13 protein-coding genes are annotated in these 17,888 nt (G+C 68.0%); 6 read left to right on the top strand and 7 right to left on the bottom strand.

Features of this window, described 5'->3' with window-relative positions:
* Positions 1 to 43: 43 nt before the first annotated feature.
* Positions 44 to 1,339, top strand: a complete 1,296-nt coding sequence (locus V7787_RS42130; protein ID WP_336093542.1) for a class I SAM-dependent methyltransferase — start codon at positions 44 to 46, stop codon at positions 1,337 to 1,339.
* Positions 1,340 to 1,422: 83 nt separating this feature from the next.
* Positions 1,423 to 1,956, top strand: a complete 534-nt coding sequence (locus V7787_RS42125; RefSeq protein WP_336093541.1) for a pseudouridine synthase — start codon at positions 1,423 to 1,425, stop codon at positions 1,954 to 1,956.
* A 7-nt stretch (positions 1,957 to 1,963) separates the two neighbouring features.
* Here the strand turns inward: V7787_RS42125 and V7787_RS42120 are convergent, their stop codons facing one another.
* Positions 1,964 to 2,368, bottom strand: coding sequence for a hypothetical protein (locus tag V7787_RS42120; protein WP_336093540.1), 405 nt, complete (start codon positions 2,366 to 2,368; stop codon positions 1,964 to 1,966).
* Between the two features lie 342 nt (positions 2,369 to 2,710).
* Between V7787_RS42120 and V7787_RS42115 the strand changes: the two genes are divergently transcribed.
* A complete protein-coding gene (locus V7787_RS42115; RefSeq protein ID WP_336093539.1) occupies positions 2,711 to 4,516 on the top strand; it encodes a hypothetical protein in 1,806 nt (601 codons plus the stop codon).
* 66 nt (positions 4,517 to 4,582) lie between these two features.
* Here V7787_RS42115 and V7787_RS42110 read toward each other — a convergent pair whose 3' ends face one another.
* Positions 4,583 to 5,563, bottom strand: a complete 981-nt coding sequence (locus V7787_RS42110; protein WP_336093537.1) for a DMT family transporter — start codon at positions 5,561 to 5,563, stop codon at positions 4,583 to 4,585.
* Positions 5,564 to 5,961: 398 nt separating this feature from the next.
* Here V7787_RS42110 and V7787_RS42105 point away from each other — a divergent pair, with 398 nt between their 5' ends.
* Positions 5,962 to 7,089 (top strand): hybrid sensor histidine kinase/response regulator, encoded by a 1,128-nt coding sequence (locus tag V7787_RS42105; RefSeq protein WP_336093536.1) that lies wholly within the window; start codon positions 5,962 to 5,964, stop codon positions 7,087 to 7,089.
* A 476-nt stretch (positions 7,090 to 7,565) separates the two neighbouring features.
* Here V7787_RS42105 and V7787_RS42100 read toward each other — a convergent pair whose 3' ends face one another.
* Together V7787_RS42100 and hrpB are read right to left on the bottom strand one after the other, a co-directional pair.
* On the bottom strand, positions 7,566 to 7,922 hold the full coding sequence (locus tag V7787_RS42100; protein ID WP_336093534.1) for a hypothetical protein: 357 nt from the start codon (positions 7,920 to 7,922) through the stop codon (positions 7,566 to 7,568).
* A gap of 374 nt (positions 7,923 to 8,296) precedes the next feature.
* Complete coding sequence (hrpB, locus tag V7787_RS42095) at positions 8,297 to 10,843, bottom strand: ATP-dependent helicase HrpB (RefSeq protein ID WP_336093532.1); 2,547 nt, start codon at positions 10,841 to 10,843, stop codon at positions 8,297 to 8,299.
* A gap of 388 nt (positions 10,844 to 11,231) precedes the next feature.
* On the opposite strand from hrpB, the gene V7787_RS42090 reads away from it, so the two are divergent.
* Positions 11,232 to 12,023 (top strand): TatD family hydrolase, encoded by a 792-nt coding sequence (locus V7787_RS42090; protein ID WP_336093530.1) that lies wholly within the window; start codon positions 11,232 to 11,234, stop codon positions 12,021 to 12,023.
* 21 nt (positions 12,024 to 12,044) lie between these two features.
* On the opposite strand, the gene V7787_RS42085 is transcribed toward V7787_RS42090, so the two are convergent.
* Complete coding sequence (locus tag V7787_RS42085) at positions 12,045 to 12,503, bottom strand: hypothetical protein (protein ID WP_336093528.1); 459 nt, start codon at positions 12,501 to 12,503, stop codon at positions 12,045 to 12,047.
* Between the two features lie 222 nt (positions 12,504 to 12,725).
* On the opposite strand from V7787_RS42085, the gene V7787_RS42080 reads away from it, so the two are divergent.
* Complete coding sequence (locus V7787_RS42080) at positions 12,726 to 13,601, top strand: hypothetical protein (RefSeq protein WP_336093527.1); 876 nt, start codon at positions 12,726 to 12,728, stop codon at positions 13,599 to 13,601.
* Positions 13,602 to 13,673: 72 nt separating this feature from the next.
* On the opposite strand, the gene V7787_RS42075 is transcribed toward V7787_RS42080, so the two are convergent.
* Together V7787_RS42075 and V7787_RS42070 are read right to left on the bottom strand one after the other, a co-directional pair.
* The gene (locus V7787_RS42075) at positions 13,674 to 16,889 is read right to left on the bottom strand and encodes a TonB-dependent receptor domain-containing protein (RefSeq protein WP_336093525.1); all 3,216 of its coding nucleotides are present in this window, start codon (positions 16,887 to 16,889) and stop codon (positions 13,674 to 13,676) included.
* Between the two features lie 375 nt (positions 16,890 to 17,264).
* A complete protein-coding gene (locus V7787_RS42070; RefSeq protein ID WP_336093523.1) occupies positions 17,265 to 17,816 on the bottom strand; it encodes a hypothetical protein in 552 nt (183 codons plus the stop codon).
* Positions 17,817 to 17,888 lie beyond the last annotated feature (72 nt).

Below are 17,888 nucleotides of genomic sequence, written 5' to 3'. Positions count from 1 at the left end.
GCGGTAGGCTGGCGGCCTCCCCAAACGACATGGAGTCCGTTGCATGGAACGACAACGTCTTGCCCGTTGGGCGCTGGCCGCGCTGCTGCCCGGTTTGGCCGTAGCCGCACACGCTCAACAAACCCCCGCCGCCGATCCGGCCAAGCCGGCACAAGCAGCCGCCGAGGACGTGGCGGCTGCCGAGGCGGCGGCGCAAGCCGCGGCAAAGGCCGCCGCGGAAGCTGCAGCCGAGGCCACCGCCGCAGCCAACGCCAGCAATGCCGCCGCCGCGCCGGAAGCCAAGGCCGAAGCGAAGGCCGAAGTTCAGGCGCAGGCGCAGCCCGAGACCAAGGCCGAGGCGAAAGCCGAAGCGCAGGCCGAAGCCAAGCCCGAAAGCAAACCCGAACCGGCCCCGGCCGAAGCCAAGCCTGAGCCGAAGCCCGAACCTAAGCCCGAACCTAAGCCCGAACCGAAACCCGAGCCGAAACCCGAGCCGAAACCGGAACCCAAGCCGGAGCCGAAGCCCGAACCCAAGGCCGAAGCCAAGCCGCAGCCGCAAGCCACGCCCAAGAGCGATCCCAAGCCCGCCTCGGTCGTGCGCGACACCGGCCCGGCCGGCTCGCTCAAGAGCGTCATCGCCGGCAGCTGGCGCGACCCGAAGAACGTCGCCCGCGACGGCTACCGCCATCCGCTGGAAACGCTGAGCTTCTTCGGCCTCAAGCCGGAGCAGACCGTGGTCGAAATCACCCCGGGCGGCGGCTGGTATTCGGAAATCCTCGCCCCGTACCTGGCCGCCAAGGGCCGCTACGTGGCCGCGGTGGTCGATCCGGACACCCAGACCCAGGCCAGCTCGCGGCTGTACTTCACCAAGGCCAAGACCTCGCTGGAACAGAAGTTCGCCGCCGCGCCGGCGCAGTACGGCAAAGTCGCCATCGCCGCGTACGACTCGTACAAGCCGTTCTTCGGCGAGAACGGTTCGGCCGATGTGGTGCTGACCTTCCGCAACGTGCACAACTGGCGTTCGGCCGGCCAGGCCGAGGTGATGTTCAAGGGCTTCTTCGACGTGCTCAAGCCCGGCGGCGTGCTCGGCGTGGTCGAGCACCGGGCCAAGGCCGACGTGCCGGCCGACGACAAGTCCGGCTACGTGGGTCAGGCGCAGGTGATCGCGCTGGCCGAAGCCGCCGGTTTCAAGCTGGAAGGCAAGAGCGAGATCAACGCCAACCCGCGCGACACCAAGGACTACGCCAAAGGCGTGTGGACGCTGCCGCCGTCCAACAACCACGACCCGGCCGACGCCGCCAAGTATCAGGCGATCGGCGAAAGCGACCGGATGACCTTGAAGTTCCGCAAGCCGCGTTGATCGCGGCGACCGCCGCGGTGCATCGGCCCTGATCCGATGCATCGCGCCGGCCCGTCGGCCGCACGACCGAACCCTGGACCGCAATGCTGATCGCCTTGAACAAACCCTTCGGGGTGCTGTCGCAGTTCACCGATCGCAGCGTCCCGCCCAAACCGACCCTGGCCGGCTTCGCCCTGCCCAAGGACGTGTACGCCGCCGGCCGGCTGGATCACGACAGCGAAGGCCTGTTGCTGCTGACCGACGACGGCGGCCTCGCCCACCGGCTCACCGATCCGCGCCACAAGCAGCCCAAGACTTACTGGGTGCAGGTCGAAGGCGAACCCGACGACGCGCAACTGCAGGCGCTGCGCCGCGGCGTCCAGCTCAACGACGGCCCGACCCTGCCCGCGCAGGCCGAGCGCATCGACGCGCCGGCGCTGTGGCCGCGCGATCCGCCGGTGCGCTTGCGCAAGACCGTGCCCGATGCCTGGATCGCCCTCACCATCGGCGAAGGCCGCAACCGGCAGGTGCGGCGGATGACCGCGGCGGTGGGTTTGCCGACGCTGCGGCTGGTGCGCGTGGCGATCGGCCCGCACCGACTCGGCGATCTGCAGCCCGGGCAGTGGCGGACGCTTTAGCGCCCGGTCACGGCGGGCAGTGGCGGCGGGCTTCTTCGAAGGTGCGCACTTCCACGCCGTTGCAATGGGGCATGGGTTGAACACATTCCAAATAAAGATGCGCCAGCCGGCGCGATTCGGCCTTGCTGGCGATCTGCGCCGGCGCGCTGCTGCCGGCGCTGGCCACACAACGGTCGTGCTTGGCCAGCACGTAGTCGCGACAGGGCGCCGGCGCGAGCTGACTCGGACCTTGGTCGCGGGTGTCGCACTCCTGTAATCCGACCTCGCGCCAAAGCTCATAGAACTCGCGCTTGGGAATCGGCTGCTGCTCGACGCGGGCCAGGCTGTAGCCGGATGCCTTCGAACCGAACCAATGCAGATAGGCGAACACCGCCGCGGCGAGCAGGGCGAGGAGAATCAGGAATCGTTGCATGCTCGTGCGACAGCGCTGGCGATGAGAGGCGGCCATTCTCGCCGCGCGGTCCGATTCGCGCGAGACTCAATTTCTACGCATCGAATCCACCATTCGCGCTTGGTCCTGCAACCGCGCGCAAACGGCGAGCGCGAACCGCCGCGCACCCCGATTCGCCATCGCGCACAAACGCTCTGCGACCGCTATCGCAAGATCGCCACCAATCGCCGCGATGGCTGAGAAACCGTCCCGGTTTGATCCCATGCCGGCGCTGGCGGGCGCCTCGCACGGGCCCTAGCGTCACCGATAGCTACGCGCCTGGCGCTACGCCACCGCGGTCTGCTCATCGGAGGAGCCCGACCCATGTACACCCTGCGTTCGCTGTCCCTCGGCATCGGTCTGGCGGTCAGCGCCGGCGCCGTCTACCTGCTGTCTCCCGCCGCCCCGGCCGACGCCGCCGGCCGCGTGACTGCCGCCGCCGACACGTCCAGCTTCGAACAAGTCCCACCGGCGCTGGACGCCATCACCCTCACCTCCACCCCGCAATCGTCCGCAGGCAACGCGCTGCTGCAACTGCGTTACGCCAAGGGCCAGGACCTGCCGGCGGAAATCCCGTTCAACGTCGACGGCAAACCGGTCTCGCTCAAGCGCGACGACAAGGACCCGGAGCTGTACCGCGCCGCGATCGGCTTCGATTTCGACTCCTTCGTCAAGGAACAAGAGCAACGCCAGAACGAAGCCGGCCAGAAGGACACCGCGCCGGAGTTCGACGGCCGCTTGATGATCGCCGAGGAGCCGGTGCGGTTCCTCGACCCGGAACAACTGCGCAAACAGATCGCCGCCGGCACCGCGATCCAGATCCCGCGCCACATCCTGTTCGGGCCGCTGCGCCGGGTGCGCCCGGAACGCTCGCTGATGGTGGTCGACCCGTCGGTGGTCGAAGACCCGACCCGCACCTTCGACGCCTGCACCAACGCCGGCAATCCCAACGGCGCGTGGACCTTCAACCGGCTGATGACCAACATGGCCAATCAGCCGCTGACCGGCGTGGACCCGTCGGACTTCGTCGAGAACTGGCTCAAGACCTGGGCCACCACCACCAGCGTCAACACCTTCCCGGTGCCGGCGCGCTCGCAGGTGATCAGCCAGGTGCTCAACACCTGGCCGCGGCTGAGCAATGGCAAGCTGGATCTGGCCAGATCGCAGATGCGCTTGTTGGCCATCGTCAACCGGGTCGACCTGCGCGGCAATTCGGCTTACGGCGGCGGCAACGCCGGCGAGGGCCGGTTCGTGTTCGGGGTGATCCGCCGCAACGCCAACGGCTCGTGCACCCAGCACCGCTTCACCGTGATCCTGGAATACGGCGTGCCGATCAACGGCTGCCCGGCGGTGCGCAGCTACGCCCAGCAGTGGGGCAACCTGGGCTCGATGGTGCTGGGCTCGCCGGGCTACAACGCCGCGCTGCAGGCGCTGACCGACCAGTTCACCTCGGCCAACGCCTCGCCGCGCAAGCCCAACGGCAGCGCGATCAACCAGATCCGCACCAACGAATTCCTGCAGAACCCCTGGGAACTGCGTGAGTTCAACATCCTGCGCGGCAGCAACCAGTTGTCGATCGTGCCGGCCAAGCAGACCCCGCACCACAGCTTCAACAACTCCACCAGCACCAATCTGTTGGCGACCTTCATCAACGCCAATCAGCCGGCGGTGCTGGCCGAGCAGCACGTGGTGCCGCTGAGCTATCTGGGTACGCCGTTCTTGACCGGATCGGTGCTCAATCCTTCGCCGCAGCAGGCCTGGCGCCATCCGGGCATCGCCAACAACGACGCGCGCAACAAGTTCTCGCTCAACACCTGCGATGCCTGCCACGGGCGCGAGACCCAGACCGGCAGCTTCCTGCACGTGGCGCCGCGCGCGTCCGGCGCGCAAGCGGCGCTGTCGCAGTTCCTGATCGGCAATCAAGTGCCGCCGCCCCCGCTGCCGCCGCCGAGCGTGTCCAACCCGACCCAGTACACGATCCCCGATGGCGTGGTGTCGACGACGATGCGCAGCTACGGCGGCGATCTGCGCCGCCGTCAGACCGATCTGGCGGCCTTGCAGAACAGCACCTGCCGCTCGATCGGCGTGTTCCAGGAAGCGCACTTCCTGCCGCTGGCGGCGACTCACTGAGTCCAGGCTTCAACGCTTGCGAAAACGGGCGCCCCAGGGCGCCCGTTTTTTTGCCCGACCGCCCGCTCAAGCGCCCGCGGACGGTTTCTCCGGCGGCGCCACCGGCACCGAGTTGGCGCCCGGCCGGCTCAGCAGCAGCACCCCGCCCAGCACCACCGCGGTGCCGAGCAACTGGATCAGGGTGATCTTCTCGCCGAGCACCCACGCGCCCAGGAACACCAGCGACACCGGCCCGATCACCGAGAACTGCGCGGCGGTGCCGGCGCCCAGGCGCGACACCGCGGCCATGGTGAAGGTCACCGGCAAGAAGGTGCAGAACACCGCGTTGGCCGCGGCCAGCGCGTACACCTGCCAGGGCAGGCCGAACAACGCGGCCGGATCGCGCGCGATCAGGTAGTGGATCAGCACCGCCGCGGTCGACACCAGCATCGCGTAGGCCACCAGTTGCAGCGAACCCAGGCGCTTGACCAGTTCGCCCGACATCGCCAGATACAGCGCGTAGCTGACCGCCGCGCCGAGCACCAGGGCGCTGCCCAGCAGCACGTGATCACCCTGCACGCGCAGGTTCTCGACCATCACCAGGACCACGCCGGCATAGCTCACCGCCAAGGCGATCCATTCCTTGGCCGCGACCTTGCGCTTGAACGCGAACAAGCCGATCAGCAGCACGATGGTCGGATTGAGGAACAGGATCAGACGCTCCAGCGACACCGGCACGTATTCCAGCCCCCAGAAATCCAGCAGGCTCGACAGGTAATAGCCGAGCACGCCGAGCACCACGATCAAGCCCCAGTCGCGCCGCGACGGCAGCGCCTGGCGGGCGCGGGCGCGGCGGGTCTCGCGAATGCCCAGCAGCGCGAACAACGGCAGCGACAGCGCCATGCGCAAGGTCAGCACCTGCAGCGAATCCACGCCGTAGCGGTACTGCAACTTGGCCAGGATCGCCTTGGCCGAAAACAGGACCGCGCCGGTGGCGGCCATGGCGATGCCCAGGCGGCGGGCCTGGACGGCGGGAGCGGTGGACACGGGGGAGCTGACGGCGTTCATGGCAGGGGCGGGATCGGCAAGCGGCAGGTCAGGGCGGAACCGGGCGTCGCGGCAGGAGCAGATGTCATGCGTACGCGCTGCACAAGGCCGGTGCCGCGACGGTCAAGGGCGGTAGTCCCAGCGCATGTGAGTTCATTGCAATTTCCTTAATGCGACGGTGTTCATGATGCGCCGCCGCAAAAGTTTCAGCCATGCCCAACTCGCGCCATGGGCTGGCCTGCCGCGGCCCGTTGCGGCATCCGGTCGCAGGGGCGTGAACGATTCACTTTTTCCGTCGACCGTCCCGCCTTTGCGTGAAGGTTTCTGTTAACTTCCACACGATTTCCACGCGATTCACGTATGCGAAATTGACGTGAAACCGCCGTGATTTTAGGCCTCTACGGGGATCTACAGGACGTATGAGCACACCCGCGACATCCACCGGCCGCATCCTCGTCGTCGACGACCAGGCCGCGAACCTGCGCGTGGTCACCGCCCTATTGTCCCGCCAGGGTTACGAAGTGGTGTCGGCCTCCACCGGCGACGAGGCGCTGAGCCTGTACGCGGCCTCGCCGCCGGACCTGATCCTGCTCGACGTGATGATGCCGGGCATGGACGGCTTCGAGGTCATGGAAGCGCTGCGCGCCGGCTCGCCGCTGCGGGTGCCGGTGGTGTTCGTCACCGCCGCCCACGACCGCGACCTGTTGCTGCGCGCTTTCGATGCCGGCGTGGTCGATTACGTCACCAAACCGTTCCTGCCCGAAGAACTGCTGGCGCGGGTCAACGCACATGTCGGATTGAAGCTGACCCGCGACCGCCTGGAGCGGGTCGCGCGCGAACGCGAGGAACTGGTCAACCTGGTCGCGCACGATCTCAAGAACCCGCTGACCAGCGTGCTGTTCGCCAGCGACCTGCTGCTCAACAACGGCTGCAAGCCCGAGCGCGTGCCGCGCTACCTGCAGATGATCCACGAGAGCGCCGACGATGCGCTGGGCTACATCCGCCATTACCTGGAAAGCCAGGCCGGCACCCGCGAACGCGCCGAACAGACCGGCCGCGCCGACCTCAACGAAACCCTGGGTTGGCTGGTGCGCCGCTACGAGATGCAACTGGACGCGCGCGGCATCCACGTCGACGTGCTGCCGCCGCCCAACGGCAGCGCCCAGGTCGCGATGGACCCGCGGGTGCTGCGTCAGGTCAGCGAGAACCTGGTCACCAACGCGATGAAGTACGCGCCCGGCAGCGACCTGACCCTGGCCGCGCGCAACAGCGCGCCGGGCTTCTGGCAACTGATCGTCGCCGACCGCGGCCCGGGCATTCCGGTCGCGCGCCAGCGCGAGTTGTTCAAGCCGTTCGTGCGCCTGCACGACGAGGAAGTCGACGACGGCCTGTCCAGCGGGCTGGGGTTGTCGCTGGCCAAACAGATCGTGGTCAATGCCGGCGGGCAGTTGTGGTACGAGGAACGCAAACACGGCGGCTCGCGTTTCATCATCGAGTTGCCCGAAGCGGTGGGGCATGAGCATCCGCCGGCGCCAGCGGTGGATTGAGGTTCGCTGAGGCGATCGGGTAATCCGCCGGCTGGAACGGCGCCGCGCAACTCATCGGTCGAAACACGACCGCGCAACGCGCTGGCCACAGCAGCGCCTCACTCGCCGACCGCAACAAACCACGCAACTCACCTAAACAAACCGCGCAACCCACCTACCGTCATTCCGGCGACCGCGCGACCCACCTACCGTCATTCCGGCGAAAGCCGGAATCCATTTTGATTTTGCTCCACCGGCTCGGGTGGTTGCGTTTGCGCGTGGCTGAAGCGCCTAAGAGCAACGTCAAAATGGATTCCGGCTTTCGCCGGAATGACGATAGGTGAGTTGCGCGCTGACGACGGGGTGGTTAGGAATCGATGCTCTCAGCGATCGTCGGCGGCCCGCACACCCGAAACGGAAGGCCCGAAAAAACGAAGGCCGGCGCTATGGCCGGCCTCGCTATCGCACTGCTCGCCGCACGGCGAGCGATGCATGGATCACTCGGTCGACTCATCGCCGGCATTGCGGCGACGGCGCGACTCGCTGCGTTCGGCGCGGCGCGCGTCGATCCGGCGCGCGCTGCCTTCGATGGTCTCGCCGCCTTCGGCCTGCTTGCGCGCCTTGCGCCGCGCCGCGGCGTACCACAGCAAACCGGCGCCGGCGACGGCGGCCACCGCGACCACCGGGTTGCGGCGGATGAAACCGCCGGCGGTGCGCGCGCCGGACTTGACCACGCCGAGCTTGGCGCCGGTCTCCAGCCACTGACCGGCCTTGGGCGCGGCTTCCTTGATGTTGGCACTGATCGCGTGCACCAATTCCAGCGCGCGCTCGGGCAGAGATTCGAACTTGCTCATCGTGTCGGTCCTGGACAGGAGAAACGGGCTCCAGTGTCGGCGCGCCACCGTTGAAATTCTGTGAGCGCTGGCGCGGCGGTCTGGCTGGGGCCTGAATGTAAACACGCGGCGGCGGAGGTTGACCAGTACGGATGTGTATCGGCGGTCGCATGGACTACCTGCAGGAGCGGCGCGAGCCGCGACCGCGCCAACCCAACAACCGCGTCCACCGCGATTGCGACGTATCGACCGCCTACGCGCGATGCGCGCGCATCGGCGGACCTGTCCGTATGACATGCAGGTCGCCGCACAGACGCCGGCTTGTGCGTTTCGCGGTCGCGGCTTGCGCCGCTCCTACAGGCAGCCCATGCGGGAACGGATCGAATCCGCGCCGCTCACGTCCCGCGCGGTTTGGCCCGATGGGTCGCGGTCGCCGTCCACGGATCGTCCGGCCACGGATGGCGCGGGTAACGGCCTTTCATTTCCTTGCGCACTTCCGGGTAGCCGCGCTCCCAGAAACCGCGCAGATCCTGGGTCACCTGCAACGGCCGGCCCGCTGGCGAGAGCAGGTGCAAGGTCAACGGCACACGGCCGTCGGCGATCCGCGGGGTGTCGGCCAGACCGAACAATTCCTGCAGCTTGACCGCCAGCACCGGCGGCGTCGCGCCGATGTGCGGGTCGTGGCGTTCGGGTTCGAAGTGGTAATGGATGGCGCGCTCTTGCCCCGACGGCACCGCGATCCGGGTCGGCGCCAGGGTTTCCAGTTTCTGCCGCCAGGTCCAATCGGCGAGCGAACGCAGGGCTTCGCCGAACGCGGCTTCGTCCAGCGCATCCAGCCGGGTCTTGCCGCGCAGCGCCGGTTTGAGCCAATCGTCGAGCCCGGCCAGCAGCGCTTCATCGCTCAAGTCCGGCAACGCGTGTTCGCCTTGCGCCAATTCCGGCATCCATTCGCGCAGACAGCGCATGCGTTCGCGCCATTGCCGCAGCGACGGCGTCCACGGCAACGCGTCCAGACCGAGTTGGCGCACCGCGTCGACCAGCGCGTCGGCGTAACGCGCCGGATCGGGTTTGGCCAGCGGCCGGCTGTCGAGCACGATCCGATCGAAGCGGCGTTCGCGCAGCGCGGCGATGCCGCGCGCGTTGGCGTCCCACACCACCCGGTCTTCGCTGACGAAGCGCTGCGGGAACTCGCGTTCCAGCCGCGCCTCATCCAGCGGCGCGGCGCGCAGGATGCGCGCGTCGCGCGGGTCGTCGCGCAGTTCGGCGATCACCAGCCAACGCTCGCCGTACACCGCGCTGTCGTCGAACAGTTTGGCGCTGCGGCCGTTGGCGAGTTGGTAGCGATACGGATCGGACGGATGTTGCCGGGCGATGCGGTCGGGGAAGGCGTGCAGCAACAGATCGCCGAGCGCGTGCGCGGGCACGGCCGCGGGCGGGTTGGCGTCCACGCGCAAACGTCGGCGCCACTGTTTGGCGGCCTGATCCAGCGCCGCCAACGCCGAACGCGAGGCCTCGGCGGGGGCGCGGCCGGCGCGGAACGCGGCCAGGGCCTGCCAGCGCGCGGCCAAGGCGTCGCCGCCGCTGCGCAGCGGATCGCGCGCTTCGATCAACGCGGCCAGGTCGCAGGCCAGCGCGCGTTCGAGCGGATCGGTCGGCGCCAGCAGCATCGCCGACAAGCGCGGATGGGTGCCCAGCGCGAGCATGCGTTTGCCGAACGCGGTGATGGTCGGCGCGCGGTCGCCGCCGTCCTGCAACGCGCCCAGCCGCAGCAGCAATTCGCGCGCCGCGCCCATCGCGCCGCCCGGCGGCGGATCGACGAAGCGCAGGCCGGCGTCGCCCCACGCGGCCAGTTCCAGACACAGCCCCGCCAGTTCGACCTGGGCGATCTCCGGCCGCCGCTGCGGTTCCAAGCGCTGCGATTCGGGCCACAGCCGATACGCCCAGCCTTCGGCGACGCGACCGGCGCGGCCGGCGCGCTGATCGGCCGAGGCCTGGGCGATGGCGACCACGTCCAGGCGGGCGAAGCCGCTGTTGGGGTCGTAACGCGGCTCGCGCGCCAGCCCCGAATCGATCACCACCCGCACGCCGGGCAGGGTCACGCTGGATTCGGCGACGTTGGTCGCCAACACCACCCGGCGGCGGCCGTCGGGGTCGGGTTGCAGCACCCGGCTTTGTTGTTCGACCGGCAGCTCGCCGTGCAGGCTCAGCACGTCCACGCCGCGCGCGGCCTCGCTGCCGGCCAGGGCGGCGTCGGCGCGGGCGATTTCGCGTTGCCCGGGCAGGAACGCCAGGACATCGCCGGGGTGCTGCGCCAGCGCGTGCTCGACCGCGCGCTTGAGTTGGTGTTCCAGCTTCTCCTCGCGCCGCGCCGGGTAGTGCCCGACCGTCACCGGGTAGCTGCGCCCGGCGCTGCTGAGCCGCGGCGCGTCGAGAAACTGGGCCAGACGCTCGCCGTCCAGGGTCGCCGACATCACCACGATGCGCAGGTCTTCGCGCAGCGAGGCCTGCACGTCCAGGGCCAGGGCCAGACCCAGGTCGGCGGCCAGATGGCGCTCGTGGAATTCGTCGAACAACAGCGCGCCGACCCCGTCCAAGGTTGGATCGTCCTGGATCATCCGGGTCAGGATGCCTTCGGTGACCACCTCGATGCGGGTGCGCGGGCCGATCTTGTTCTCGAAGCGGATCCGGTAGCCGACCGTGTCGCCGGCGGCCTCGCCGCGCTGGCGGGCCATGAAGTTCGCCGCCGCGCGCGCGGCCACCCGGCGCGGTTCCAGCATCACGATCTTGCCGCCTTGCAGCCACGGCGCGTCCAGCAGCGCCGGCGGCACCTGGGTGGTCTTGCCGGCGCCGGGCGGGGCTTCCAGGACCAGGCGCGGGTGTTCGGCGAGGCTGTCGCGGATGGCCGGCAGCAGCGGATCGATGGGGAAAGCGGGTGTGTTCACCCGCGCAAGGATACGGACCGGGGGCGGTGGCCGGAATGGTGCGGGTGGGTTTCGAAGTTGCAAGCGAGGCTTCGAGGTTCTGCAAAAACCGCGCCGCGCCTCTCTCCAGAACGTCATTCCCGCGAAGGCGGGAATCCAGGGCCTTTCGTGCGAGAACGTTTGAAGTCGCTGGATTCCCGCTTTCGCGGGAATGACGAACTGAAAGATGACGCTGAAATTTCTGGATTCCCGCTTTCACGGGAATGACGGGCTGGAAGGACGGCGCTGAAGTCTCTGGATTCCCGCCTTCGCGGGAATGACGAACTGGGGAGACGGCGCTCCGCCCAAGGTTGGGCGCACCCGCGGGAACCTCTACACTGCGCGCTGCCCGCTCTACCCCCGCTCTGACATGCAACTGATCGACATCGGCGCCAACCTCACCCACGACAGCTTCGACCACGATCGCGAGGCGGTGCTGCAGCGCGCGCGCGAGGCCGGCGTGGCCAAGCTGGTGATCACCGGCGCCAGCCGCGAGCACTCGCCCAAGGCGCTGGAACTGGCGCGGCGGTATCCCGGCGAGTTGTTCGCCACCGCCGGCGTGCACCCGCACCACGCCAGCGAATACACCACCGAATGCGATGCGGAAATGCGCGAGTTGTTGTCGCATCCGGAGACCGTCGCGGTCGGCGAATGCGGCCTGGATTATTTCCGCGACTTCTCCCCGCGCCCGGCGCAGCGGCGCGCGTTCGAGATGCAGTTGCAGACCGCAGTCGACACCGGCAAGCCGCTGTTCCTGCACCAGCGCGACGCCCACGCCGATTTCATGGCGATGATGAAGAACTTCGACGGCAAGCTCGGCCCGGCGGTGGTGCATTGCTTCACCGGCACCCGCGAGGAGTTGTTCGACTACCTCGACCAGGACTGGCACATCGGCATCACCGGCTGGCTCTGCGACGAACGCCGCGGCCTGCACCTGCGCGAGTTGGTCAAACACATTCCGGCGCAGCGGCTGATGATCGAAACCGACGCGCCGTATCTGCTGCCGCGCACGGTCAAGCCGGCGCCTTCGCACCGGCGCAACGAGCCGATGTACCTGGCCCACATCGTCGAAGAACTGGCCCGCGACCGCGGCGAAGCGGTCGAGGTCACCGCGGCGGCGAGCACCGCCACGGCGCAGGCGTTTTTCCGTTTGCCGGTTTGAACCGCGGCGCGGCGGCGCGCTTCACTCGCTGGTGAACACACCGCAGCCGTACAGGAAGGTCGGCCACGGCGCCGTCTTGGAGCTGGGCTTGGCGCCTTGCGGCGTCACCGTGATCGCGTAGGTGTAGGCGCCGTACGGGCCGCCGGTCTTGCCGTTGTTGTCCTTGCACACCTTGCCCAGCGCGACCGGCGCGATCGCCACCGTCAGCGGCGTGCCCTTGCCGAAGGTGCCGGTGAGTTTGTACTGGCCCTGCGGCGCGCCTTGCTGCGCCAGCGCGCCGACCAGCAGCGCTTTCGCGCCGGGCGCCTGCAGCGAGTACACCACCGCCAGATCCTGCTGAGTCGCAAGCGTGGTCTGCCAGTCGGTGTTGCCGCCGCGGAAATTCGGTGAGGGAAAAGCGATGGCCTGCGCCGAAGCCGGCAGCGCCGACACGGCCGCGGCCAGGCCCAGGCCGGCGGCGAGGACAGAAAGAACGCGCATGGAGAGCTCCTGGAAGGGGCGGCGAGGTGCCGCCGGTACCGCTATCAACGAATGGACGCGGCGCGCGTGAAAGCTGCGGCGTCGCATCGATTTCCACGATCGCGCCCGCGCTCGCGCCGGTTGCGCGGCTGCGGCCGCGGGACGAACCGCCGACTGCGCCGCGCCGCGACCGGCGCGAACTCGTTACTCTGCCCGCTGCCACCGCCTGAGCCCGGACCCCGCATGTCGACCGTCGTCGCCGAAAACCGTTCCCCCGTGTTCGTCCCGCTGACCCTGGCCGCGCTGATCCTGATCTTGTCCGGCGCGTTCGTGCTGATCGGCGTGGCGACCACGCCGGCCGATGCGCGCGACACCCTGTCGCCGGCGGCGCAAGCGCTGCAATGGTTGTGTTCGACCAGCCTGCTGGTCGGCTTCGTGCTGGCGCTGAGCGCTCGCCTGGTCGAAAAGAACGGCGTGCCGCGGCGCGCATGGTTGACGGTGCTGGCGGCGTTGGTGCTGATTTTCGGGCTCGGCCTGGCCTGGTCGCTGGGGCAGAACCAAGCCTTGACGGCGCTGGCTGCAAGCCGCACCCGCCAGGAACTGCTGATGTGGGTGTCGCTGCTGGGCGCGGCCAAGGTCGTGCTGATCGGTGCGATCGCCTTGCCGTTGGCCTGGCGCCTGGGCGGGCGCGCACCGGCGCCGGCGGTGTGGAAACCCTGGCAGCGCCGCGTGCTCGGCGCGCTGATCGCGGCCAGTCTGTGCGCCGGCATCGCGCTGCTGGTGCAGAACGTCGCGGCCTCGTTCACCGCCTTGGGCGACGGCGACCAGCGCGTGGGCATGAGCGTGGTCGCGCTCGGCGTCGGCACGGTGCACGGCTTGTTCGCGCTGATGTTCGCCGCGCGGCGCGGCTCCGGCGCGGTGCCGGCGAGCTTGTCCTCGCTGCTGACCCCGGCGCTGATCGTGCTCGCCTCGCTGCCGGCGGTGCGTGGCGGCGAAGGCTGGGACATGGCCGGGCGGATCGCGGTGGTGCTGCTGATCCTGCTGTTCGCGCCGATGGTGTCGTGGCTGCTGGTGCGCTGGTTGCACGGGCGGATCGGACGCGAGGCGGCCGCGCGCTAACCCAAAACGCAACGGCCCCGGTGCGAAGACCGGGGCCGTTGCGATGACAGGCTGTGACTACGCGATCGCCGATCAGTACTTCCACTCGAACGAGAGGTTGTAGCGACGGCCAAGCAGATCGTAGGTGCCGATGCCGGTGGTCGGGAACGGCGGGTCCTTGTCGGTCAGATTGGTGATCGCCAGGCGCACCACGCCGCGGTTGTCGGCGAAGCGGTAGCTGGTGTTGGCGTTGAAGGTGGTCTGGCTGCCGACGCTGAGGATGTCGCGGGTTTCGGCCACGTCCAGCACGTTGAACACCGCACTGCTGAGGTAATTCGCGCTCAGACCCGCGCTCCAGTTCTTGCCCTGCCAATTGCCCGACAACAGGTACTGGCGCTCGGAGGTGCCGATCTCGCCGACCGATTCGTCCTCGGTGATGCCGGTGTTGGACTGGATCAGCTTGCGCGGGAAGTAACCGACCAGACCGATGTTGAAGCGGCCCCAGCCGGTGTCGAAGCCGTAACGCGCTTCGGCCGAGTAAGCCTCCATGTTGAGGTACTTGCCGTTGACGAAACCGCTGGTGAAGGTCGTCGCCTGACCGGCGCTGGTCGGGCCCGAGCCGGCCGGGTTGCGCACGATCTTGCTGCAGAACGCATTGGCGTTGGGCACGTCGGCCGCGTTGAAGTCGGTGCTGTCGAAGCAGGCCAGGGCCAGTTGCGAGGCGGTCAGCGAGGAGATCACGCCTTCGATCTTGATGTTGTAGTAATCGGCGGTGAGGGCGAAGCCTTCCAGGAACGACGGAGCCCAGGTGAAGCCGTAGGTGTAGGAATCGGCCGATTCGTTTTCCAGGTCCGGATTGCCGCCGCTGACGCCGCGGATCGAGGAACCGGCCGCGGTCGAGGTGAAGTTGCTCAGGCCGTAGTAATCCAGGAACGCTTTGCAGTTGGTGGTGCGCTGGGCCTGACGCGCGCCGCCGCTGTTGATGAAGCGCGAATCGCAAGGGTCGCCGGTGACGAACTGGAACGACTCGGCCTGCGGCAGGAACGCTTCGGTGATCGCCGGAGCGCGCAGCGAGCGGGTGAAGTTGCCGCGGATTTCCAGGTCCTCGAACGGCTTCCACTGCAGGCCGTAGGTGTAGGTGTCGAACTTGCCGTTGATCGAGTTGTCGACCTGACGGAACTTGCCGACCACGTCCAGCTTGCGCAGGCCGGGGAAGGTGCGCTCGGGGTTGATCAACGGCACCACGAACTCACCGAACCATTCGTTGGTGGTGTACTTGCCCGACAGCGGGGTGATCGCCACCGAGCGGCCCAGGCCCTTCTGCAGGAAGGTGTCCGGATCGAACAGGCCGGTTTCCTTGCGGTGCTCGAAGCCGACGTTGTAGCTCACCGGGCCGCTCCACAAGTCGAACGCGGTGCTGGAGATGTTGGCGTTGTAGACCTCTTGTTCCAGCAGCGATTGCGAAGCGGTGCGCTGGGTGACGTAACGCTTGGCCGCATCGCTGGGCGCGCCGTCGCCGAACAGGCTCAGCGGCACGCAGTTGGGATCGGCGATGGGCGTGTTGCCGCCCGGAATCACCAGGCCGGCGATCGGCCGGCCGGCGCACACCACCTGGCCGCCGACCACTTCGACGTTGAGCGCGTTGATGAAGTTCTGCTGATTCAGGCTGGTGCCGTAGAAGCGCGAGTCGCTGCGGCCGTAGTTGCCCGAGACTTCCCAGTAGAACACCCGGTCGGCCAGTTCGAAGTTGCCTTCCAGCCCGTACACCACGCGGGTCAGCTCGGTGGTGCCGCTGGCCTTGTTTTCGACCAGATCGCGCGAGGCGCGGCCGAGCATGAACGAGCTGGCGCCGTACTGGGCCAGGGTCTGCCGGGCCTGGGCGTTGAGCATCGGGTGGTCGGCCGGGAAACGGATCGCGCCGGACAGTCCGCCGAAGGACGGTGCGTTGTAGGCCCACTGGTCGGCCAGCTCGAAGCTTTCGGCCGAATAGAAGGTGCTCTCGACGAAGGCGTCGATCGAGTCGGTGACCTTGTAGCGGGCATTGCCCATGAAGGTCATGCGCTTGACGTCGGCGGTGATCTGTCCGCTGTCGACCAGGTTCATGCCGTCGCCGCCGCTGGCGGTGTCCAGGCTGTAGGGAATGCCCGGGTTGTAGGGCACCAGATTGCCGTTGGGCGCGAAGCCCAGGTACTGGTCGGCGTTGGCGCCGAAGCCGCGCGCGCGCACGAACACGCTGTCGGGCAAACCGTCGGGACCGAGCGGGTTGGCGGTGGTGCCGTCGCGCGGCGTGACCAGGGTGTGGCCGGACACGGCCAGTCCCGGCGGCGCCGCGCCGGTGACCGGATAGACGTAACCGCCGAAGGGTTCTTCCCAGAAGCGGGTGTTGGCGATCTGCACGCCGTTGGGGATGCCGTCGTTGTTGCCGGTGTTGAACGGCACGTTCGGATTGACCCGGCCGTCGTTGCCCGGGGTGCGGCCGGGCAGGAAGCGGTTCATCACCGAAGCGTTGGGATTGCTGGCGTTGGTGTAGCGCGCGGCGAAGAAATCGCGGTCGCGCTGGAGCACGCCGTTGACGTTGTCGTAGGACAAGGACACGGTGACGTTGCCGCGCTTTTCCTTGCCGAAGCTGGCGCCGATGGTGGAGTGGACGTTGAAGCGCTGGTTGTCGCCTTCGCCGGTGACGCCGTAGCTGGCGCCGGCTTCCACGCCCTCGAAGTCCTTGCGCAGGATCACGTTGACCACGCCGGCGATCGCATCCGAACCATAGGTCGGCGCGCCGCCGATGGCGAGGTTCTCGACCCGTTCGACCATCGAGGTCGGAATCGCGTTGAGGTCGACCTGCATGCCCGGCGCGCCGGGGCCGAACAAGGTCACGCCGTTGCTGGAGACATAGCGGCGGCCGTTGACCAGGGTCAGGGTGCGGTTGCTGCCCAGGCCGAAGCGATTGACGAAGTTGACGCCGACGCCGAAGGTCGACTGGCCGCCTTCGGGGGTGACGCCGACGCCGAAGCCGGGCATTTCGTTGATCGCATCGGCGACGTTGCTCAAACCGCGCTCGGCGATGAATTCCTTGCTGACCACCGTCGCCGGTTCCAGCGTGTCCAGGCCGGCGCGACGGATGCGCGAGCCGGTGACGACCATCCGGTCCAGATCGGTCGGCGCGCTGCTGGCGCTGTCTTGCGCGGCCGCTTGCGGCACGGCGGCGGGCGGTTGCTGGGCGAAGCTGGGCGTGGCGATGGCAACCAGGATGCCGAGCAGAAGCGGGCGGCGACGCAGCGGCCTGCTGCTGGCGCAGTGAGTGGTGAACATGTTTTTCCCCTTGATGAATGGTCCAGAAAGCTCAGCCTGTGGTCGGCTGGTGCCCCCCAATTAATAAAGGGTCGGACCGCATGTCACAATCGAAGGTGAAAAATTTGTAAAAACCTATCCTATCTTATTGTTTTTTATAGGCAGACCCAGAAGATTTTTGATCACCCAGGTCACATTTCGCAAACCCACTGCGCAAATTGTGTAAAAGCGTAAAGGGAATTTCGCAAAGATTTGAGCCAATCAAGATCAAGTCGGAGGGGCCGGCCGGAATCGAAATCCCTCGCCCGAACCACCGCCCCGCGACCGCCGCAAACGCAAACGGCCCGCGATGCGGGCCGTTTGGGCGATACCAACGTGCAGCGACTAAGCGATCGCTCAGTACACCGCCAAATCCCCGCAACCGCTCATCTTGTCCATGCCGTCGACATGCACGTCGACCGACTGCATGTGCTTGTTGTCGCCGTCGTCGGTGCATTCCTTCTGGCTGATCTCGACGGTCATCGGCTTGGCGCCGGCGGCGGTGTTGAGTTCGCCGCTGAGCACGATCAGGGTGCTGGGCGCGTCGGCCGGCTGGCCGTTGTAACGCGCGCTGCCGCTGGCTTTTTCGCTGCCGCTGCCCCAGGTCAGCTCGACCTTGTGGTTCATCTCGCCGGTGGCGTGGATGTCGATGCTCCAATGCTCGCCGAAGCCCTTGAACGCGGGCACGGGGCTGACTTTGCCGACCTGATCGGCGCCGATCTTGCCCATCGGCTGGCCGGCCGGGCCGGGATCGGTGGCCGGCGGCGCGGTGTTGGCGTCGGCGGGCGCGGCGGTGTCGGCCGGCGCGTTCTTGGCCGCGTCGGCGGCGCCCGGATCGGCAGCCGGCGGTTTGGAACAGGCGGCGAGGACGGCGACGGTCAGCATCGCGGCGATAGGCATCAGGCGCATGGGCACTCCTTCAAGATCGGTCGCCCGGTGCGGGCGCCGACGTTGTAACGCAGCGGCGGTGGATGCGGGGTT

It is taken from the genome of Pseudomonas sp. CGJS7, assembly GCF_036961695.1.
Note: the sequence above shows the minus strand (reverse complement) of the source record. Positions and strands in the feature narration are given on the sequence as shown.